Annotated in this window: 15 protein-coding genes and 1 tRNA gene; 5 read left to right on the forward strand and 11 right to left on the reverse strand. The window is 62.1% G+C overall.

Going from position 1 to position 19,854, the window contains the following annotated elements:
* Positions 1–56: 56 nt before the first annotated feature.
* Complete coding sequence (locus tag NS365_RS00975; RefSeq protein ID WP_058598398.1) at positions 57–887, reverse strand: aldo/keto reductase; 831 nt, start codon at positions 885–887, stop codon at positions 57–59.
* A 97-nt stretch (positions 888–984) separates the two neighbouring features.
* On the opposite strand from NS365_RS00975, the gene NS365_RS00980 reads away from it, so the two are divergent.
* Positions 985–1,938 (forward strand): DUF1624 domain-containing protein, encoded by a 954-nt coding sequence (locus tag NS365_RS00980; RefSeq protein ID WP_058598399.1) that lies wholly within the window; start codon positions 985–987, stop codon positions 1,936–1,938.
* Between the two features lie 34 nt (positions 1,939–1,972).
* Here NS365_RS00980 and NS365_RS00985 read toward each other — a convergent pair whose 3' ends face one another.
* The 6 genes from NS365_RS00985 to pcsA form a co-directional block, all read right to left on the reverse strand.
* Entirely contained in the window at positions 1,973–2,365 is a 393-nt protein-coding gene (locus tag NS365_RS00985; RefSeq protein WP_058598400.1) for a MerR family transcriptional regulator, read from the reverse strand.
* A gap of 127 nt (positions 2,366–2,492) precedes the next feature.
* Positions 2,493–3,140, reverse strand: coding sequence for a Crp/Fnr family transcriptional regulator (locus NS365_RS00990; protein WP_193753353.1), 648 nt, complete (start codon positions 3,138–3,140; stop codon positions 2,493–2,495).
* 1,076 nt (positions 3,141–4,216) lie between these two features.
* Positions 4,217–4,306, reverse strand: a tRNA-Ser gene (locus NS365_RS01000).
* A gap of 13 nt (positions 4,307–4,319) precedes the next feature.
* Positions 4,320–5,564, reverse strand: a complete 1,245-nt coding sequence (locus tag NS365_RS01005) for an acyltransferase family protein (protein ID WP_082684333.1) — start codon at positions 5,562–5,564, stop codon at positions 4,320–4,322.
* 36 nt (positions 5,565–5,600) lie between these two features.
* On the reverse strand, positions 5,601–6,575 hold the full coding sequence (locus tag NS365_RS01010; protein ID WP_058598404.1) for a quinone oxidoreductase family protein: 975 nt from the start codon (positions 6,573–6,575) through the stop codon (positions 5,601–5,603).
* A 2-nt stretch (positions 6,576–6,577) separates the two neighbouring features.
* Complete coding sequence (gene pcsA / locus NS365_RS01015; RefSeq protein WP_058598405.1) at positions 6,578–7,324, reverse strand: phosphatidylcholine synthase; 747 nt, start codon at positions 7,322–7,324, stop codon at positions 6,578–6,580.
* A gap of 133 nt (positions 7,325–7,457) precedes the next feature.
* Here pcsA and NS365_RS01020 point away from each other — a divergent pair, with 133 nt between their 5' ends.
* Both NS365_RS01020 and hspQ read left to right on the forward strand, forming a co-directional pair.
* On the forward strand, positions 7,458–8,675 hold the full coding sequence (locus NS365_RS01020) for a UbiH/UbiF family hydroxylase (RefSeq protein ID WP_058598406.1): 1,218 nt from the start codon (positions 7,458–7,460) through the stop codon (positions 8,673–8,675).
* 90 nt (positions 8,676–8,765) lie between these two features.
* The gene (gene hspQ, locus NS365_RS01025) at positions 8,766–9,104 is read left to right on the forward strand and encodes a heat shock protein HspQ (RefSeq protein ID WP_058598407.1); all 339 of its coding nucleotides are present in this window, start codon (positions 8,766–8,768) and stop codon (positions 9,102–9,104) included.
* Between the two features lie 96 nt (positions 9,105–9,200).
* On the opposite strand, the gene NS365_RS01030 is transcribed toward hspQ, so the two are convergent.
* Positions 9,201–9,752 (reverse strand): invasion associated locus B family protein, encoded by a 552-nt coding sequence (locus NS365_RS01030; protein WP_374700784.1) that lies wholly within the window; start codon positions 9,750–9,752, stop codon positions 9,201–9,203.
* Between the two features lie 259 nt (positions 9,753–10,011).
* Here NS365_RS01030 and NS365_RS01035 point away from each other — a divergent pair, with 259 nt between their 5' ends.
* Positions 10,012–11,868, forward strand: coding sequence for an extracellular solute-binding protein (locus NS365_RS01035; protein WP_058598409.1), 1,857 nt, complete (start codon positions 10,012–10,014; stop codon positions 11,866–11,868).
* A 10-nt stretch (positions 11,869–11,878) separates the two neighbouring features.
* Here NS365_RS01035 and mfd read toward each other — a convergent pair whose 3' ends face one another.
* Both mfd and NS365_RS01045 read right to left on the reverse strand, forming a co-directional pair.
* Complete coding sequence (gene mfd, locus NS365_RS01040; protein WP_058598410.1) at positions 11,879–15,391, reverse strand: transcription-repair coupling factor; 3,513 nt, start codon at positions 15,389–15,391, stop codon at positions 11,879–11,881.
* Positions 15,388–15,684, reverse strand: a complete 297-nt coding sequence (locus tag NS365_RS01045; protein ID WP_058598411.1) for a succinate dehydrogenase assembly factor 2 — start codon at positions 15,682–15,684, stop codon at positions 15,388–15,390. The genes mfd and NS365_RS01045 overlap by 4 nt, the downstream gene beginning before the upstream one ends.
* 152 nt (positions 15,685–15,836) lie before the next feature.
* Between NS365_RS01045 and recG the strand changes: the two genes are divergently transcribed.
* Positions 15,837–17,945, forward strand: coding sequence for an ATP-dependent DNA helicase RecG (recG, locus tag NS365_RS01050; RefSeq protein ID WP_058598412.1), 2,109 nt, complete (start codon positions 15,837–15,839; stop codon positions 17,943–17,945).
* Between the two features lie 3 nt (positions 17,946–17,948).
* Here recG and glmS read toward each other — a convergent pair whose 3' ends face one another.
* Positions 17,949–19,775, reverse strand: a complete 1,827-nt coding sequence (glmS, locus tag NS365_RS01055) for a glutamine--fructose-6-phosphate transaminase (isomerizing) (protein WP_058598413.1) — start codon at positions 19,773–19,775, stop codon at positions 17,949–17,951.
* Positions 19,776–19,854 lie beyond the last annotated feature (79 nt).

The following is a 19,854-nucleotide window of genomic DNA, read 5'->3' on the forward strand; positions in this document are numbered from 1 at the left end:
CAACGCAAGGACGGCATAGGCATCGACGCGCCGCCCGCGATGCGATCCTGCGCGTGTCAGATCCGATCCCAAGCCGGTGCGAAGCTGGGATTCACCAATCGCTTGCGCTGCTGCGTCATCGCGTTCAAGGATTGGCGGTCGGTATCGGACAGCTCGAATGAGAAGACGTCGAAATTTTCTTGTAGGCGCTCTTCATTCGATGTTCGAGGAATGGCCCCCACGCGAGGCTGATCGAGTTCCCAACGCAAGATGACTTGAGCAGGGGTCCGCCCGAGCCTGTTCGCGATACCCGTGACGGTCGGATGCTGGAGCAACTCGCCTCCTTGGCCGATCGGCGAGTAGGCTATCAGCGCCATGTCATTGCGTTCGCAGGCGTGCAGGATCGCCTCCTGGGACAGGAGCGGATGATATTCGACCTGATTGCAGACGAGCGGAGCCGAGCTCATCGCCGCGGCATCATCCATCAGGGTGCTGGGGAAGTTCGCGACGCCGATATGACGCGTCAGTCCCTTCTCCTTCGCCTCGTTCAGCGCGCCGATGGAATCCTCCAGCGGGATGGCTGCGTTCGGCCAGTGGATCAGCAGGAGATCGACGGGCCCGACATCCAGCGCTTCGACAGCCTCGGCGGCCGACTGCGCGAGTCGATCCGCGCCAATATCTTCGAACCAGACCTTCGTGGTCACGAACGCTTCGCTGCGCGCGAGACCGCTGTTTCGAATGCCCTGCCCGACCTCGCGCTCGTTGCCATACATTCGCGCGGTATCGATATGCCGATAACCGGCTTCGATCGCTTTCTCCACCATTCGGACGCAAAGATCGCCGGTGAGTTTGTAGGTTCCAAATCCCAGGGCGGGAATACGAGCGCCCGATGCTTCGATCATCTTCATGCGTGGATCTCTTTCGGCGTCAGGCTGTCCCCTATGCGGGTCGCCTTTGATCTTGGATTGAGATAGGCGAAACGGGCAGCGAACCAGTGGAAGCGTCATGACGACATCGCAAAACAGAGCGATCGGCCGGATCGAATGTCTCGACGTGGCGCGCGGCTGCGCGCTCATCGCGATGCTCGTGTACCATTTCACGTGGGATCTGGAGTTTTTCGGTTATCTGCCGCCAGGCTATGCTCAGGTGGGGGGCTGGAAGCTTTTCGCCCGAGCGATCGCCTCCAGCTTCCTGATCCTCGTTGGCGTCGGTCTCGTGCTGGCCCATGGCGAGGGCATTCGCTGGCCATCGTTTCGCAAACGCTGTCTTCAGATCGCTGCGGGTGCAGCCGCCATCACAGCGGCCACGCTGGCCTTCACGCCGCAAGGCTTCGTGTTTTTCGGCATCCTTCATCTCATCGCGTTAGGAAGCCTGCTGGCGCTCGCCTTTCTGCGTCTGCCCTTCTGGCTGACAGCAGCCTCAGCCGCACTTGTCATCGCCGTCTCATTCGCTTTCACGACGCCTTGGACGGACAGTCGATGGTTGGCGTGGATCGGCTTCTCCGAGCATCCCCCGCTTTCCAACGATTTCGTTCCTCTGTTTCCCTGGTTCGGGCCGATCCTGATCGGCATGGCGATCGCGCAGGCTTTCGCTCGGTTCGGCATCTGGAAGAAGCTGGGAGGCTTGAATGGCGTGTTTCGCCCCTTATGGCCCCTTTCGACGCTCGGGCGACATTCCCTTCTGTTCTATCTCCTGCACCAGCCGATTTCGATCGGTGTGGTCGCTGCCGCTGCTTTCATCGCCCCGCCGGATCAGACGGCGGCCTTTCAGCAAAGCTGCCGCCAGACCTGCGAGAGAGACCGGGATGCCAGTTTCTGTGTGGCTTATTGCGGATGCGTGCAAAAAAAGCTCGAAGAAGCCGAACTGCTGGATCGTCTTCTCCGGAGCCAGTTGACTGAAGTGGAAACGGGGCGCGTCAGCGAAACCGTCAATTATTGCTCGTTCAACGCTCAGCCATAGCGCGCAACGCCCGCAGCCGCGCGGGTGCACAAACTCAGCTGGAGGGAGAAATGCCGAGTTCGGCCATACGCGTCAGGCAGGCTTCTTCCGCATGATCCAGTTCGGCCAGCAAATCATCGATGTCGCGTCGCTTCTGTTCGAGTTCCGAGCGCTTGTCTGCCACACGCTTGACGATCGCCCGCAACTGTCCCGCTTCGCCGGGCGGCGTCTTGTACATCCCCATGATCTCGCGGATCTCCGCGATCGAAAATCCGAGGCGCTTTCCGCGCAGGATCATGCGCAAAAGATGACGATCCGAATGGCGAAACAGACGCGTGCGCCCGCGCCGGATCGGCGCGATCAGCCCTTCGTCCTCGTAGAAACGGATCGTCCTCGTCGAGATGTCGAACTCGCGAGTCAGCTCCGTGATCGTATAATAATCGCGCATGAAAATCGTCCGAATGAACTCCTTGTCTGACGTGGGGACGCGGCCGAGTCAATCCGCAGGCCCCGTGTCAAGCCGCTGTGTTCGGCCCGATTGAGCGCACTTCCGTTAGAGACGTCTTGCGGTCCGATCAATCGTCGAGATGAAGGAAGGTCGGGTCGAACTGACCGAGACCGGCCAGCCGATCCCAATCCAGAATGTCGATGCGACCACGATCCCAGACCACAAGACCCTCCGCACGAAGCAGTTGCATGGATCGGTTCACGCTCACGATGCTGAGCCCGAGAACTTGACCCACCATTTCCTGTGTCATCGCAAAGGGAAAGCCGGAAGCGTCGGTCAGCCCAACCGCATCGAAGCGGCACCACATCTCGCAGATGAAATGTGCCAGCCGCTCGGTCGATCCAAGGCGCGCGTTGCGCACGATGATGGCGCGATAGAGAGCCGCGTCGATCAGCGTCTCACGCCAAAACCGAGCAGTCAGATCCTTGGATCGTTCAAGCGTGCGCAAAATGGCATCGTGGCTGATGAACGCCACCCTACAAGGGGAGACGGTTCCGATATAGTGATCCATCTGCTTGAGATGGAGACTTTGGAGGTCCGGCATATCACCGGGAATATGAACGGACTGGATCTGCCGTTCGCCGCCCTGCGTGAAGTTGGAGCGAATGATCAGACCATCGATCAGCAGGCAGCATCGGTTCGGCCGATCTCCCTCTTTGAGGAAGTCGGTCTTTGCGGGAATGTCGACAACATCCCAATGCAAACGCGACAGCATCACCTCGTCCATCGTGCTGAGGGAGCCTGCGGCGCGCAACCGTCTCGCCAGCATATCATTGGCATCATCGGATCGACTGATTACGGTACTCACGTTCTCGCCCCCATCTGATTTTCTCCGCTCTCGCGGCGAGCTGGTAGCAGAGGACTCGCCCTGCCAGATCCGTTTGCCGGAGCATCTAGGAACATCGTCTGGCCTCTAAACGGCAGACGTGTCCCGTAGGCGACACGTCCGCTATTCCAACGGATTACATGTCCGCTCGAAACCCAAATGGAAGGCAGGTGACATGGAGTTTCGTAAAGCGACCTATATGATAGGCAGGCCGAACAGATAATTTCTAATGTCCGGAACGACCTGACAGGATCAGGGGGCTTGTCGGGCCGCAATGAACTCGCGCGGTGAGAGAGTACCGAGCGACGTTTGCGGGTGAGCGGTACGGTAGAGTTCGCACCACATCGGCAGCACGTCGATAACGGTTCGAGCATTCAGAAGGCACGAGACGGGGACATGGTCGCGCTTGATCATGCGCGCGAGGGCTCTGGCCATGCCGTTGAACTGCAAGTTCTCCAAGGGCGTGATCCCAAGGTCCAGTTCGACGTTGCGCGCCGGCCGCTTTGTTTCGCCGTCGATAGGGTCCGAGCCGTCGCCGCTGAGCCATTCGAATCGTCTGTGGTAGGTGGTTCAAGCGGCCGAAGCGCGCTTTCACGGCTCAAAGCATGAGATCCCGGATGTCCTCGCCGGTGATGCCTTCCATGGTGGCGACGAAGCCGATGCTTTCGCGGTTGCAGCAGTCCAATGCCAAAGTCCACGCGAGCCCTCTCTTCCTTGTCGCAGCCGATTTCGAAGTCATCCGAGCAGTGAGACAGCGAAGGCGCCACCAGTTCGAGCCCGCCGGGAAACGAAGGTTTAAGTGGTCCAAGGTCATGCGCCCACCGTGACGGCATCCGTCGGGATTGCCTGAGTCAACCACCAGACCTCTCGGCTCCGTCAAAGATGAGTCGTCGCGATGCCCGCCGCCTGTAACATCAGGCGGGTCTTGAACCATAAAATACGCAACAAAATTAATGGCTCAGTAGTGGCGGATGGGGTGAGATTCGAACTCACGGTACGGTTCGCCGCACGGCGGTTTTCAAGACCGCTGCCTTAAACCACTCGGCCACCCATCCGATGCTGGCTTGTTTAAGGGAGAGGGGGCGGAGGCGCAAGCGTTTGTGATGATGGCGGGAGCTGACCGGTTGGAGATGTTTCGTCGGCGGTTGGGATCGGCACCGTGATGGCTGTAGAAGAGCGGCTGTGAGCTTGGGGGTGGGGGCTGACACCGATCCAAGCCGCCCATCCGGCGAGCAAAAGAAAGATTAGAGTATAAAGACCAGAGAGGCTTACTCTCACAATTCGAGAGGTCTGATCCGCCCATAACTTCAGTCGCTTGTACAGGAAGAGATCGAGCATTCCGAAGGGGGCGGCCACAGTGAGCGGCACCAGGATCGCCAGCATCCAAAGCACACCGTTCGGGAGCGGCGGGGACTTGAGATAGATCGCGACCATGAGAGGTACGTGACAAAGATAGAGAGCGTAGCTCCAATCCCCATAGCGATCGGCCAACCTCGCCAAGCGGCCGTTCACTTCAGCTTCCGTGGAATTGTCGGAGATCACCAATCCGACGAGAAGAAACGCGCCGACAGAGGCAACCCAGCGGTTGATGCCGAATGGGAAGACGTCGCAAACCAGGATGAGGCCGGCAGCGAGCATAGCCGTAGCCGGCTGAAACAACCCGCGCTCGCGCAAGGCGGGAACGAGAAGTCCGAAAGCAAACGCGGAATTGACGGCCATGAGGGGCAGCCAGTCGATGGTTGGTGTCAGCTCGGCCTGGATTTGCGGGTAGAAGAGCGTTGCCGCTCCGATGATCAGCAACCAGATGGAAGCGATCCAGGAGAGACGGTTCTTCAGGCCTGCCAAGCTGCAAAGGAAGAGAAAGACGTAGAAGCACGTCTCGAAGAGCAGCGTCCACTCCACGCCGAGATAATAAACACGTCCCTCTCCGGCCGGAACCAAAGTCGCTGCCCAAATATCGACTTCGCCCGGTCGCCGCCGAGCCAGGAGAACACTCGCGAGAACGATCAGGAAGATCGGATAGATCCGCAGGATCCGATGCAGCAGAAAACGCCAAGGGTCCGCTTTCGGCAGGATTTCCGCCATCAGGTAGCCCGAGATAGCGAAGAAGACTGCAACGCCCAACAAGCCGAAGCGCCCGTCGAAAACGTGGAAAAATGTATCGTCGCCGGTGATCTGCTTAAGGTAAACGCTCCCGTGATACAGGAGCACGAACAAGGCTGCGATGGCACGGAGCCATTGCAAATTCCTGTTGCGGGACCCGCCGTTTTGCAAAGGCGGATTTGCTGTGATCGCTTCTGAGTGTTTCGGCATCTGTACCACGATCTGAAATGCTTATGCGCCGTGCGATCAGATCGTCAGAATGGACGCCCCTGTCGTGCTTCGTGACTCCAGTGCGCGGTGCGCGTCGGCGGCCTGAGCGAGTGGGAATGTCTGCTGGATTCGAATGGACACAGCGCCGCTCGCGACGACATCGAACAAGGCTGCGGCGCTCTGTTCGAGTTCCGCACGGGTCGCCGTATAGCCGTTCAGGCTCGGACGGGTCATGAAGAGCGAACCCTTCTGGTTGAGAATCCCGATATCGAAACCGGGGATTTTTCCGGAGGATTGTCCGAAGCTCACAAACAGACCACGCCGCTTGAGGCAGTCGAGACTGTTCGGAAACGTGTCGCGGCCCACGGAATCGTAAACCACATCGCATTTTTGCCCGTCGGTGAGGTCGCGCACGGCAGCGACGAAATCCTCGGACTTGTAGTCGATGACGTGATCGTAACCATGCTCGAGAGCCAAGGCGCATTTCTCCGGGCCGCCGGCGGTTCCGATCACGCGAGCGCCCAGATGTTTGGCCCATTGTCCGGCGATCAGACCGACCCCTCCGGCCGCCGCGTGGATCAGAACCGTGTGGCCGGGACCGACGGGGAACGTCTGCCGAAGCAGATACTCGGCCGTCATTCCCTTGAGCATCATGGCGGCTGCGGTCTGAGTGTCGATCCTGTCGGGCAGGGTCAGGCATTGATCGGCTTGAACCACCACCTCTTCGCAATAGGCGCCATCCACGCCGCAATAGGCCACACGATCGCCGACGCGCAGTCCATGAACCTCCGGGCCGAGTTCGACCACGACCCCTGCCCCTTCCTTCCCCGGAACGAAGGGAAGATGGGGTGCCTTGTAAGTCCCGTTGCGAAAATAGACGTCGATGAAGTTGAGGCCGGCCGCCTCCTGCTGAACGCGAACCTCGCCACCCTTCAGAGCCCGACGCTCCACATCGCGCCAGACCATCACGTCCGGTCCGCCGATTTCATTGACGACAATCGCGTGGGGCATGGTCAGTCCTCGAAGCTGGACGAGACGTCGGATCGTCCCTGAAGTCGATCGATGAATTGCAGGATCCCGCCGATGCAGAACAGGTAGAGAGCCGAGAGGAGCACGCCGGTGCGAACCCAAATCGGGGCCTCGAACGCGTAGCCGATCGCGATCAGTCCGAAGATCGACCAGATCGCGAAAATCGCCAGATTGATGGGACGTAGGCGCGCCACGCGGACCGGGTGAAGGAACTTGATGGGAAGAAATGTCGCGACCGAGCAGAACACGACGAAGGCGAAGGCGGCCCAATCATCCGGCTGCACAACGAAAAAAGTAAAGACCACCATGTTCCAGGTCACCGGAAAACCGCGGAAATGGTTGTCCTTCGTCTTCATCCGCATGTCGGCGTAATAGACGGCGCTGGTCACGACGATCAGCGCGGCAGCGACGAAGGACCACGGGCGGCCGATGATGCCGGATTGGTAAAGTCCGAAGGCCGGAATGAGGACATAGGTCGAATAGTCGATGATGGCGTCTAGCATGTCGCCGGACCAGTTCGGCAGGACGTGCTTGATGTCCACGCGCCGCGCGATGGGTCCGTCGATCCCGTCCACGAACAGGGCAAGACCCAGCCACGCGAACATATGAACCCAGTTCTGCTCGGCAGCGGCGATGATGGAGAGGAACGCCCAGAAAGCACCGCTCGCCGTCAGCAGATGAACCGAAAAGGCGCGCCATTGCTTCAAATTCGCTGTCACGTCTTCCGCCAACCGTTAATTCGCTGCCCGCTGCCTAACGCAGGCGATATGCGGTTGTCATCCGTTCCGCAGGCCGTATCTCGCTTAAACACTGAAAAGAGATACAGTGAACCACGCGTTTGACCATTCGAAAGGCTCGGAATCGATGACCGAAATCCGTCGTGAAGTGGCTGTGATCGGTGGTGGCTTGGTTGGATACGGCGCGGCGCTGGGTCTGGCAAAGGCCGGCTTCGAGACGATCCTGATCGCCCCGCAGGCGCCGGACGACAGGCGCTCCACGGCGCTGATCGGCTCGTCTTTGGACTTTCTCGCGACGTGCGGACTGATAGGCGAGATCGAGCGCGCGGGAGAACCACTTCGGGTCATGCGCATCATCGACGACACCATGCGACTTTTTCGCGCGCCCAATATCGAGTTCCACGCGAGTGAAATCGATCGGGATGCGTTCGGCATCAACATTCTGAACGCCGATCTGATGCGGATCTTTCGCGCGGCTGCGTCGGCGATGACGGATCGTTTGACCGTCATAAGCGACGCGGTGACATCGATCGATGCGAAAGAGGACCACGCTCATCTGACGCTGTCGTCGGGCGAGATGGTCAGAACCGGGCTCGTGGTTGGCGCTGACGGCCGGCGCTCGCGGGTTCGCGAAAGCGCTGGCATTTCGGTGCGGAACTGGTCCTATCCACAGAGCGCGATCGTTCTGAACTTCGGCCATCAACGCGATCATGACGGCGTATCGACCGAATTTCATACCCGCACCGGCCCTTTCACCCAGGTTCCGCTGCCGGGTCGCCGTTCGTCTCTTGTTTGGGTTGAGCGGCCCGAAACCGCCGATCTCATCGTTTCCGCGCGGCCGGATCGCTTGTCACGCATGATCGAGGATCGATTGCATTCGATCCTCGGCGCGGTGGAGGTCGAGGGCGAGCCGCAGTCGTTCCCGCTATCGGGCGCTGCCGCCTCGCGCTTCGGCGCCGAGCGCCGCGTGCTCGTGGGCGAGGCCGCTCATGTATTCCCTCCGATCGGCGCTCAGGGACTTAATCTCGGCTTGCGGGACGTCATCGATCTCATCAAGGCGGCCGAGCGTCACCGGGACGATCTGGGAGGGCGGCGGATGACCGCCGATTACGACCGTGCTCGGGGCGCCGATATTGCGACGCGGACCGCAGCGGTCGACCTTCTCAACCGATCGCTTTTGTCCGGCCTTCTGCCAGTGCAATTGGCGCGAAGTGCGGGGGTCAGCCTCCTCTCTCGGCTTCCGCTTCTGCGCCGAACGCTCATGCGGGAAGGCGTGGAGCCCGGTTCGTCGTTCCGGTTGCCGGCTCGATCTGCGCGGCGGGACGATAGGCCGAGTTCGGTTTGACCGGGCAAACGATCAGTTTGATCGGGCAAACGGTCTGTGATCGTGCAGGCCTCCTTGCGGTCATGCCCTGCCGGAGCTAAATCGCGCCGGATGAAAGACAGTTCAACTCAGAGCGCGCGGTTCTTTATCGGTCAGATCGTTCGTCACCGGATCTTTCCGTTTCGTGGCGTGATCTTCGATGTCGACCCCGAATTCAGCAATACGGAAGAATGGTATCAATCCATTCCGGCCGAGGTACGGCCTCGGAAGGATCAGCCCTTCTACCATCTTTTCGCGGAGAACGCGGAGAGCGAGTATGTTGCTTATGTGTCTGAGCAGAACCTCGTCCCGGACGATACCGGCCAGAAGGTTCGTCATCCTCAGGTCGCCGATATGTTCGATGGTCCCTTTGACGGCGCTTATCGCCTGAAGGAACTGCACCGGAACTGATCCCACGCGATTGTCGGGAGAGGATCGCGTTCTTCACATGAAACGAAAACGGCGGCCTTTCGGGCCGCCGTTTTCGTTGGGAAGGGTCCGCGCGGGTTATTGCGTGGCCTTGGCCTTGTTCTGAGCGTCTTCGAAGCGCTGGCGGCGAGCTTCCGCCTGACCCTGGAGAGCCTTGTCCAACTCCTGCTGGCGCTGGGCGAGCTCGGGCTGCGCCTTGGCCGGGCCGTCATAGGCGCCCGTGAAGCCGGATAGCGTGATCGAGATCGGGTTCGGCTGACGCTGGAAATTGGTCGACGTGATTTTGAGCGCCTTGCCCTTCTTCATCGACGCGATGATGGCGTCCGACAGTTCGACCTCGGCGATGCAGCGATCGGGGAAGCAAACGGAGTAGTTCAGCGTCTGGGGCTTGTTCTCGTCGATCTGGACCTGCACGCCAGCGGGGATCACGCGGCCGGTCGGCACGACGGCCTGCAGAACCTTCTGGTTCACCTTGCCGGAAACGTTGATCAAGTTCACGGCGGTGATCAGCTGACGGGTGTCGGCAATCATCGTGTACTGCGTGTTGCAGATGTTGTTCTCGCCCTGCGGCGAGCAGACCTTGAACCACTCTGCCGGGACCTGCTGCGCCGAAGCGCCCGCAACCGGCATGGCCAGTCCGGCGACAGCGGCCAGACCTGCCAGAGCCAGCGCCTGCTGAATGTTCTTGGTAAGGGTTCTCACGGTCTGTTCTTCCTTCTTTGGCGTGAGCCTCGATCCGGGTCGCGGCCTGCATAGCCCCGTCTGCGGTCTTCTGCAAATGAGGCCGTTTGAAGACATGCCCCAAGCTTGCGGCAGGCTGGCCGGGTGTAGGCAAGCCGCTGCAAAGCCGGTAGTTTCCGGCCCGAAATGCCACGGAGTTTCGGGCCTGATGTCATCGCGTAGCCTCGTCCATATCCTGCGACCGCTTGCGCTGTCAGCCGCTCTTTCGGTCGGAACGGTGCTTTCTGTCTCAGCGAGCGCTTGGGCAGCGTACGGCATTGCAATGCAGGGTGAACCGGGCCTTCCCGCCGGCTTCACCCATTTTCCCTATGCCAATCCCGATGCGCCCAAGGGCGGACGCATGGTCTACGGGGTCTTCGGCGATTTCGACAATTTGAACCCGGTCAGCGTTCGCGGCGCTCTGACGACAGCGCGTGGCATCTTTGCCGACCCCGAATTCGGCAATCTCGTGTTCGAGCCCTTGATGCAGCGCTCGGCGGACGAGCCATTCACCTATTATGGGCTGATCGCGGAGAGTGTCGAAACGGACGAGGAACGCAGCTTCGTCGAGTTCCAGCTGAACCCGGCCGCCCGCTTCTCGGATGGCAGACCCGTTCGCCCGCAGGACGTCCTGGCGACGGTCGAGCTTCTGCGCCAGCAGGGATCGGTTCGCCCGCAATATTCCAGCTGGCTGTCGAAGGTCGCCAAGGTGGAAGCGGTCGGCGAACGCGGCGTCCGCTTCACCTTCAATGAAAAGGCGGATCGCGAGCTTCCCCTCCTTCTGGCGGGTCTTCCCGTGCTACCGGCGGGCGATTTCAACGCGGAGACCATCGCGCAGACAACCCTGAAGCCACCCGTCGGATCGGGGCCTTATATCATCGACCGCGTCGAGCCGGGTCAGCGCATCACCTATCGCCGCAACCCGAACTATTGGGCCAAGGACCTCCCGACCAAGCGCGGGCTCGACAATTACGACGAGATCACCGTCGAATATTACCGCGATCAGAACGCGCAGTTCGAGGCCTTCAAGAAGGGGCTGTCCTACGTCTATCTCTACCAGCAGCCCAACCCGCGCCATTGGCAAACGGCCTACGACTTCCCGGCTGTAAAGGACGGGCGCGTTATCAAGGAGGTCTTCCTGACGGGCCGCCCCGCCAATCTGAACGCCTTCTTCTTCAACACACGTCGCGCGCCGTTCAGCGATCCGAAGGTTCGCGAAGCCCTGTCACTTCTGTTCGATTTCGAATGGGCGAATGCCAATCTTTTCTACGGTGCCTATTCGCGGCTGACGAGCTTCTTCGACAATTCGACTCTCTCCAGCGTCGGACACCCGGCCGACGCCAAGGAGCGCGCGCTACTGGCGCCGTTCGAAGCCGATGTGTCACCCGCCGCCATGCGCGGCGAAGACAAGCCGCCCGTCAGCGATGGGTCCGGCAGCGATCGGGCGCTCCTGCGCCAGGCGGTCGATCTCTTGCAGGCCGACGGCTATCGTTTCGAGAATGGCCGAATGGTCGACGCCAAGGGTGTGCCGCTACGCTTCGAAATCCTCGTCCAATATAGCGATCAACAGAAGATCGCCCTCGCCTATGCCCGGACGCTGGCGCGGATCGGCGTTCAGGCCGATGTCAGGCAGGTGGACGACGCGCAGTATCAAAAGCGCAAACAGGGTTTCGACTATGACGTAACGGTCGCCGCCTTCTCGGGCACGCTGTCACCCGGCGCGGAGCAGGTGAACCGATGGGGCTCGGCGGCGCGCGATCGCCCCGGTTCCTTCAACTATGCCGGCGTCGCCAGCCCAGCCGTCGATGCGATGATCAACGCCATCGTGACCGCGCGCTCACGCGAGGATTTCGTGGCGGCGACGCGCGCTTATGACCGCGTCCTGATCAGCGGTCACTATGTCGTGCCGCTCTATTATATTGGCGAGCAATGGCTGGCGCGCTGGTCCTTCATTCAACACCCGGAGGTCACGCCGCTGACGGGCTTCTACCTTCCCAGCTTCTGGCGCGACCCCAAGAGCGAATAGCGAAGGCGGCTCAAGCCGCCTTCTTCTGCCCCTCTTCCGCAAAGCGCGCGAGCTGGGTGGCGATCGTCGCCGCGCCGTTGAGCCGTTGTTCCGGCTTGTCCCAGATACGTGACAGAACGATCGACTGATCCGGTCGGATCTTTGCGGCAGGTCCCTGTTCGCCGATATAGCGCACGAGCGCTGCCGGATTGGCGAAGGTCTTCTCGCGGAACTGGATGACGAGACCTTTCGGACCGGCATCGAGCTTCTCGATATTGGCTTTGCGGCACAGAGCCTTGATGAACACGACCTTCAACAGATGCTCGACCTCAACCGGCAGCTTGCCGAAACGGTCGATCATTTCCGCGCCGAACGCATCGATCTCGCGCGCATCCTCCAGTTCGGCCAAGCGGCGATAGAGCGTCATGCGAAGCTGGAGATCGGGCACGTAGCTTTCGGGGATCATGACGGCGGTGCCGAGCGAGATCTGCGGCGACCACGTGCCATCAGTCTCGACCTCGACGCCCTTCATTTCGGCGACGGCCTCCTCCAGCATCTGCTGATAGAGCTCAAAGCCGACTTCCTTGATATGACCGCTCTGCTCGTCTCCGAGGAGATTGCCGGCGCCGCGCTGATCGAGGTCGTGGCTCGCCAGCTGGAAGCCCGCGCCGAGCGTGTCGAGAGACTGAAGCACCTTGAGGCGACGATCCGCCCCCGCCGTCGGCGTCTTGTTGGCGGGAATGGTCAGGAGCGCATAGGCGCGCTGCTTCGAGCGCCCGACGCGGCCACGCAGCTGATAGAGCTGCGCCAGACCGAACATATCCGCACGATGAACGATCATCGTGTTGGCAGACGGAATATCGAGCCCGGACTCCACGATGGTCGTGGAGAGAAGGACATCGTAGCGGCCTTCATAAAAGGCGTTCATAATATCATCGAGCTCGCCAGCCGGCATCTGGCCATGCGCCACCGCCACCTTCAACTCCGGCACCTGTTCGTCCAGGAACTCCTTGATGCCGGCAAGATCCGCAAGCCGCGGCGCGACATAGAAACTCTGGCCGCCCCGATAGCGCTCGCGCAGCAGTGTCTCGCGCACCACCAGAGGGTCGAAGGGCGTGACGAAAGTGCGCACCGCCATGCGGTCCACGGGCGGCGTGGTAATCAGCGAGAGTTCGCGAACGCCGGTCAGCGCCAATTGCAGCGTGCGGGGGATCGGCGTGGCGGAGAGCGTCAGGACGTGAATGTCCGACTTCAGCTCCTTCAGCCGCTCCTTGTGCTTGACGCCGAAATGCTGCTCCTCGTCGATGATGAGAAGGCCGAGGTTCTTGAAGCTCATGCCTTTGCCGAGAACGGCGTGGGTCCCGACCACGATGTCCACCGTGCCGGCTGTTAGACCCTTCTTGGTCTCGTTGAGGTCTTTGGCGGTGACGAGCCGGGACGCTTGCGCGAGGTTCAGCGGCAGGCCCCGGAAACGCTCAGAGAACGTCTTGAAATGCTGGCGCGCCAGAAGCGTCGTCGGAACCACGACCGCCACCTGCAACCCGTTCATGGCGGCCACGAAGGCCGCGCGCAGCGCGACCTCCGTCTTGCCGAAGCCGACATCGCCGCACACCAAACGATCCATCGGCCGGCCCTGACCGAGATCGTCGGTCACCGCTTCGATGGCGTTCATCTGGTCTTCGGTTTCCTCATAGGGGAAACGTGCCTGGAATTCGGCCCAGAGGCCTTCGGGCGGCAGAAGCCTCGGCGCGCCGCGCATCTCGCGTTCGGCGGCGATGCGGATGAGGCCGCCCGCCATGTCCAGAAGCCGCTTCTTGAGCTTGGCCTTGCGCGCCTGCCACGCGCCTCCACCCAGCTTGTCGAGGATCGTCTCCGTGCCCTCGCCGCCATAACGCGAGAGCAGTTCGATGTTTTCGACTGGCAGGAACAGCCGGTCGTCATTGGCATAACGCAGTTCGAGACAGTCGTGCGGCGCGCCCATCGCTTCGATGGTGCGCAGGCCGACAAAGCGCCCGATGCCGTGATCCACATGGACCACGATGTCGCCCTCGTTGAGGCCCGTGACTTCGGAGATATAGTCCGCGCCGCGCTTCTTGCGTCGTGCACGGCGCACCAGACGGTCGCCCAGAATATCCTGCTCGCCGACCACGACGAAGCGATCGGTCTCGAAACCCGCCTCGACGCCCAGAACGGCCGTCGCGACCATATTCCGGCCGATCTCCAGCGCCTGCTTCAGCGTTTCGACCGCCTTGATATTGCCAAGGCCGTGCTCCTCGACGACCTGCGTCAGCCGTTCGCGCGAGCCCTCTGACCATGCGGCCAAGATCACCTGCTTACCGCCTGCGCGCAGCCGCGAGATATGGTCCACCGCAGCGGAGAAGACGTTCACGTCCCCCGCCTGCCGCTCGGCTGCGAAGTCGCGCCCGCGATGCACGTCGAGATTGACGACATCCGTCTGAAAGCCGGCATCCGTGATCGCGTAGGAGGACAGGCGGACCGGATCGGCGCTGGCGAGACCACCGGCCAACTCGTCCTCCGTCAGGTAGAGTTCCTGTGGCCCCAGCGGATTGTAGGGCACGGATTCCGCGCTCTTTTCCGCAACGCCCTGACGACGCGCCTCATAGTAATCCTGCACGAGCTTGCGCCGCTCGGCGATCGCCTCCGTGACGAGGTGGTCCAGCACCAGCGGAAAGCCCGAGATGTAGTCGAACAGCGTCTCGACGCTCTCATAGAAGAGCGGCAGCCAGTGTTCCATGCCGGAGAACCGACGCCCTTCGCTGATCGACGTATAAAGCGCGTCGTTGCGCGAGGGGGCTCCGAAGCGCTTGACGTAGTTCGAGCGAAACCTCGAGATCGTCTCGTCCTTCAACGAGATTTCCGAGACCGGGGCGAGTTCGAACGTCTTGCGCTGGCCGGTCGTGCGCTGCGTCGCGGGGTCGAAGGAGCGAATGGATTCCAGCGTGTCGCCGAAGAAATCGAGCCGAACCGGCTCTTCGTCGCCCGGCGCAAACAGATCGAGAATGCCGCCGCGAACGGCGAACTCGCCGCGCTCGCGCACGGTCGCCACGCGCTCGAACCCGCCGCGCCTCAGCACCTGAACGATATGATCCATGGAGATGCGACCGCTGGCGCGGGCCGAGATCGTCTCGTCCTCCAGCACCTGGCGCGGCGGCATCTTCTGCAGCATCGCGTTGGCGCTGGTCAGGATCAGCGCCCGATGCGGCTCGCGTCGAAGGGCGGCGATCGAAGACATGGCCGAGAGACGACGGGCGGCGGCTTCCGAGGAAGGGCCGACGCGATCATAGGGAAGGCAGTCCCAAGCCGGCAGCGTGAGAACCGGCAGGTCGGGCGCGATGAAGCGCAGGGCGTCCTCGATCTCGCCCATGCGGTTGCCGTCCCGCATGACGAAGACGACCGGTCGATCCTTGCCGCGCGCGCGCGCGATCTCGGCGAGCAGGAAGGGCTCGTAACCGTCCAGCACATTGCCGATGCGCAGGCCGACGCCCTTTTCGAGGGCTTTCTTCAGGACGGCGGGGCTGCTCACGATGCGTCCATCTGGTTCAGGGCATAGAAGGACTTGATGCGCTGAAAAACCGGCGTGTCGTAATTGGCCGGTGTCTCCTGCGTTCCCGTGAGCCAAGAGAAGAGATCGCGGTCGGGCGCTTCCATCAGATGCTCGTAGATCGTCAGATCGTCGTCGCTGAGCGAGCCGATTTCCGCATCGGCAAAGCGGCCGAGCACCAAATCCATTTCGCGCGTCCCGCGATGCCAGGAGCGAAACAGCGCCTTCCGGCGGCGCGGTTCGAGATCGCTGGAGGAGCGTGTGGTTCCGGTCATAGCGATCGTCCGATTTTCTCTGAGCTGAAACACGTGTATCCAGCCGCCTCGCCTGTTTCGCGCGACGTCCGGTCCTTGCGGGCTCTATATAGTTGCCGTGCGAAGGCCTGTCAGCCTATGCGCGCAGGAGAACAGACGATAAACACGGCCCCATGCGCCCATCTGCCCTCGATCCGCTTTTCGCCTCCGTATCGACGCTCTCGGGCGTCGGGCCGAAAGTGTCCGTCCTGATCGGTGGACTGGTCGCACCGCCCGGCGCCGGCGGCGTCGCTAAGGTACGCGACCTCCTGTTCCACATGCCGAGCGGGGCGATCGACCGTCGTCGGCGCGAGAAGATCGCTTCGGCGCCGGAGGGCGCGATCGTCACGCTCGAAGTGCGAATTGATCACTACCAATTTCCCTCGCGGGAGGCCCGCAACCAGCCGACGCGGGTCATCGCGCAGGACAGTTCCGGCGAAATCGCCCTCACCTACTTCCGCGCGCAGTCTCAATGGCTGGAGAAGCTGTTTCCGCTCGGCGAGACGCTCCTCGTGTCCGGCAAGGTGGATCGCTTCAACGGCCGCGCGTCGATGGTGCATCCCGACTTCGTGGGAAGTGCCGAAGACGCCGCGAGCCTGCCGCTCGTGGAGCCCGTTTATCCCATGACCGGGGGGCTCTCGCCCAAGGTCCTGCGCCGCGGGATCGCGAGCGCGCTCGAACGGCTCCCCGAGCTTCCCGAATGGATCGAGCCGGGCGTTCTATCCCGCGCGTCGTTTCCGCCCTTCCGCGCGGCCTTGGAAAGCGTCCATAAGCCACAGGATCCCGGTGACCTAGACTCCACCAAGCCGGCCTATCGCCGGTTGGCCTATGACGAGTTTCTCGCTAGCCAGTTGGCCCTCGCCCTCTCGCGCCGGAGGATGAAACAGGAGGCTGGCCGGCCGCTCGGGACCGACGGCACCCTGCGCGCGCGTGCGGAAGCCGCTCTCCCGTTTCGCCTGACGCCGGGGCAGAGCGAAGCCTTGTCGGAAATCTTCGCCGATATGGCCCGGTCCGAGCGGATGGTGCGTCTCCTGCAGGGCGATGTCGGCGCGGGAAAGACGGTCGTGGCGCTCCTCGCCATGGCCGCTGCCAAGGAGTCCGGCGCTCAATCGGCATTGCTCGCGCCGACGGAAATCCTCGCGCGGCAGCATTTCGCCGGGCTTAGCCGCTATTGCGACGCGGCCGGGCTGTCGATCGCGCTGCTGACCGGCCGCGACTCCGGCAAGACGCGGGATGGCAAGCTCGCCGCCATCGTCAATGGAGACGTCGACATTATCGTGGGCACCCATGCCCTGTTTCAGGAGGATGTGATCTATCGCGACCTCGGGCTGGTCGTGGTCGATGAACAGCATCGTTTCGGGGTCGAGCAGCGTTTGAGCCTGACCCGCAAGGGCAATGCGCCGGACCTTCTCGTCATGACGGCAACCCCCATTCCGCGCACGCTCGTTCTGGCGGCCTTCGGGGACATGGACGTGTCGAGGCTTCATGGAAAGCCGGCCGGCCGCAAACCCATCACGACCGTCGCCGTGTCCTTCGATCGGCTGGAGGAGGTCGTCGCACGCGTCGGGCGCGCCATCGACGAGGGCGAAAAGCTTTACTGGGTCTGCCCGCTGGTGGAGGAAACCGAGACGAGCGATCTGACGGCCGCCGAAGAACGCGCCGAGGTTCTGCGGCAATTCTTCGGGGATCGCGTCGGCCTCGTGCATGGACGCATGACCGGGCCGGAGAAAGACGCCGCGATGGCGGACTTCAAATCGGGCCGCACGCGGATCATCGTGGCGACGACCGTGATCGAAGTCGGCGTCGACGTGCCCGATGCGTCGATCATCGTCATCGAACATGCCGAGCGCTTCGGCCTGTCGCAGCTGCATCAGCTTCGCGGCCGGGTCGGTCGCGGCGACAAGCCCTCGTCCTGTGTGCTGCTCTATCGCGCGCCGCTGGGCGAAACAGCCAAGGCACGTCTAGCCGTGATGCGGGAAACCGAGGACGGCTTTCGAATCGCCGAAGAGGATTTGAAGCTGCGCGGCGAAGGCGATCTCCTGGGAACGCGGCAGTCGGGGATGCAGACATTCCGTATCGCGAATCTGGAGGCCCATGCCGACCTGATGGAGATCGCGCGCGACGACGCGCGGCTCCTGATCGCGACCGACCCGGACCTGAAGTCCGCGAGGGGCGAAGCCGTCCGCGCCCTCCTCTACCTCTTCGGCAAGGATGACGCGATCAAGCTTCTGCGCGCCGGCTGACCGTTATTCGACGGTCACGGATTTCGCGAGATTGCGCGGCTGATCGACATCCGTGCCCATCTGAACGGCCGTGTGATAAGCCAGAAGCTGCAGCGGAACGCTGTAGACGATCGGCGTCAGGATTTCGGGCATCTCCGGCAGAAGGATCGTCTGTGCCGAAACGCCCTTGCCGGCTTCCGCCCCGCGCTCGTCGGTGAACAGGACAATCCGCCCGCCACGCGCCGCGACTTCCTGCATATTGGAGACGGTCTTCTCGAACACCCGGTCGAACGGAGCCACGACCACCACCGGCATGGTCTCGTCGATCAGCGCGATCGGCCCATGTTTGAGCTCACCCGCCGCATAGCCTTCCGCGTGGATGTAGCTGATCTCCTTCAGCTTCAACGCGCCTTCCATGGCGAGCGGGAACGAGAAGCCGCGCCCGAGGAACAGAGCATGGCGGTAGGTCGCCATTTCGCGAGCCAGCGCTTCGATCTGGGGCTCGACATGAAGCGCGGCATTGACCATGCGCGGCGCCTCGGCGAGCGCCCGCGTCAGTTCCTGTTCCTGAGCGCTGGAGAGAACACCCCGCTGCACACCGGCACGCACCGACAGGGCCGCCAGGGCTGTCAGCTGGCAGGTGAAGGCCTTGGTTGAGGCAACGCCGATCTCTGGCCCCGCCAGCGTCGGCAGAGCCGCATCCGCTTCGCGGGCGATCGTGGAACCCGCCACATTGACGACGGCCGCGGTCTTGAGACCCTCCGCCTTGGCGTAGCGAAGCGAAGCGAGAGTGTCCGCCGTTTCGCCCGACTGCGAAATGAAGAGCGACAGATCGACGTCACTCAGCGGGCTTTCGCGATAGCGAAACTCGGAGGCCACATCGAGATCGCAGGCGATGCGGCCATAGCGCTCGAAATAGTATCGACCGACCATGCCGGCGTAGAAGCCGGTTCCGCAGGCGGAGATCGCCATGCGACGAACGCCCGTGAAATCAAGCTCCGCGCCCAGCGGAATGCGCGTCTCGCCTGTGGTCATGTCCACGAAGGCTCCGAGCGTATGCCCGATCACCTCGGGCTGCTCGTAGATTTCCTTCTGCATGAAGTGGCGATAATTGCCCTTATCGACATAATGCTGCTTGCCGACGGCCCGGTGGCGAGGCCGCTCCACGGGTCGGTTGTCGGCGTCAAAGATGTGCGCGGCGTCGCGTCCGATCACCGCCCAGTCGCCATCTTCGAGATAGGTCACTTCATCGGTGAAGGGCGACAGGGCGATCGCATCGGAACCCAGGAACATCTCGCCTTCGCCATGACCGATCGCCAGGGGCGGTCCCGAACGCGCGGCCATAACGGTGGTCGGATCGTCCTCGAAGATCACCGCCAGCGCATAGGCTCCCGTGATCGCCTTCAACAGTCTTTCCATCGCCTCGCGGCGGCTCGAGCCTTGCCGGCGATAGCGCGCCACAAGATGCGCGACGACTTCCGTATCGGTCTGGCTGGTGAAGGCTGCGCCTTCGGCTTGTAGCTCGCGCTTCAGCTCGGCGAAGTTTTCGATGATGCCGTTGTGAACCACCGCCACGCCATCACCAAAATGCGGGTGTGCGTTCGTCTCGTTCGGAACACCATGCGTGGCCCAGCGTGTGTGCCCGATCCCGATCGTGCCGCCCAGAGGTTGGTCGGCGAGAACCGCTTCCAAGTTGCGCAGCTTTCCCGCCGCGCGCCGGCGCTTCAACTGGCCTCCCTCCAGCGTGGCGATACCGGCGGAATCGTATCCCCGATATTCCAGCCGCTTCAGTGAATCCACGAGGCGGGTTGCGACGGGGGTCTGGCTGATGATGCCGATAATGCCACACATGCCGAAAGGTCCTTCAGGTAAGCGATGGCACCGGGAGACGCGCCATGGATTTCATAGCGGTTTCACCCGAACCCGTAGC

This window comes from Aureimonas ureilytica (assembly GCF_001475935.1).
Taxonomy (GTDB): domain Bacteria; phylum Pseudomonadota; class Alphaproteobacteria; order Rhizobiales; family Rhizobiaceae; genus Aureimonas; species Aureimonas ureilytica_A.

What these genes read in the sequence shown, in the direction of transcription:
- NS365_RS01035 (WP_058598409.1), top strand. Translation starts at nt 10,012, where the DNA reads ATGTCATCGCGTAGCCTCGTCCATATCCTGCGACCGCTTGCGCTGTCA.
- hspQ (WP_058598407.1), top strand. Translation starts at nt 8,766, where the DNA reads ATGAAAGACAGTTCAACTCAGAGCGCGCGGTTCTTTATCGGTCAGATC.
- NS365_RS01020 (WP_058598406.1), top strand. Translation starts at nt 7,458, where the DNA reads ATGACCGAAATCCGTCGTGAAGTGGCTGTGATCGGTGGTGGCTTGGTT.
- NS365_RS00975 (WP_058598398.1), bottom strand. Translation starts at nt 887, where the DNA reads ATGAAGATGATCGAAGCATCGGGCGCTCGTATTCCCGCCCTGGGATTT.
- NS365_RS01010 (WP_058598404.1), bottom strand. Translation starts at nt 6,575, where the DNA reads ATGCCCCACGCGATTGTCGTCAATGAAATCGGCGGACCGGACGTGATG.
- NS365_RS00985 (WP_058598400.1), bottom strand. Translation starts at nt 2,365, where the DNA reads ATGCGCGATTATTATACGATCACGGAGCTGACTCGCGAGTTCGACATC.
- NS365_RS00990 (WP_193753353.1), bottom strand. Translation starts at nt 3,140, where the DNA reads ATGCTGTCGCGTTTGCATTGGGATGTTGTCGACATTCCCGCAAAGACC.
- NS365_RS01045 (WP_058598411.1), bottom strand. Translation starts at nt 15,684, where the DNA reads ATGACCGGAACCACACGCTCCTCCAGCGATCTCGAACCGCGCCGCCGG.
- glmS (WP_058598413.1), bottom strand. Translation starts at nt 19,775, where the DNA reads ATGTGTGGCATTATCGGCATCATCAGCCAGACCCCCGTCGCAACCCGC.
- NS365_RS01005 (WP_082684333.1), bottom strand. Translation starts at nt 5,564, where the DNA reads ATGCCGAAACACTCAGAAGCGATCACAGCAAATCCGCCTTTGCAAAAC.
- NS365_RS01030 (WP_374700784.1), bottom strand. Translation starts at nt 9,752, where the DNA reads ATGCCGGTTGCGGGCGCTTCGGCGCAGCAGGTCCCGGCAGAGTGGTTC.
- recG (WP_058598412.1), top strand. Translation starts at nt 15,837, where the DNA reads ATGCGCCCATCTGCCCTCGATCCGCTTTTCGCCTCCGTATCGACGCTC.
- NS365_RS00980 (WP_058598399.1), top strand. Translation starts at nt 985, where the DNA reads ATGACGACATCGCAAAACAGAGCGATCGGCCGGATCGAATGTCTCGAC.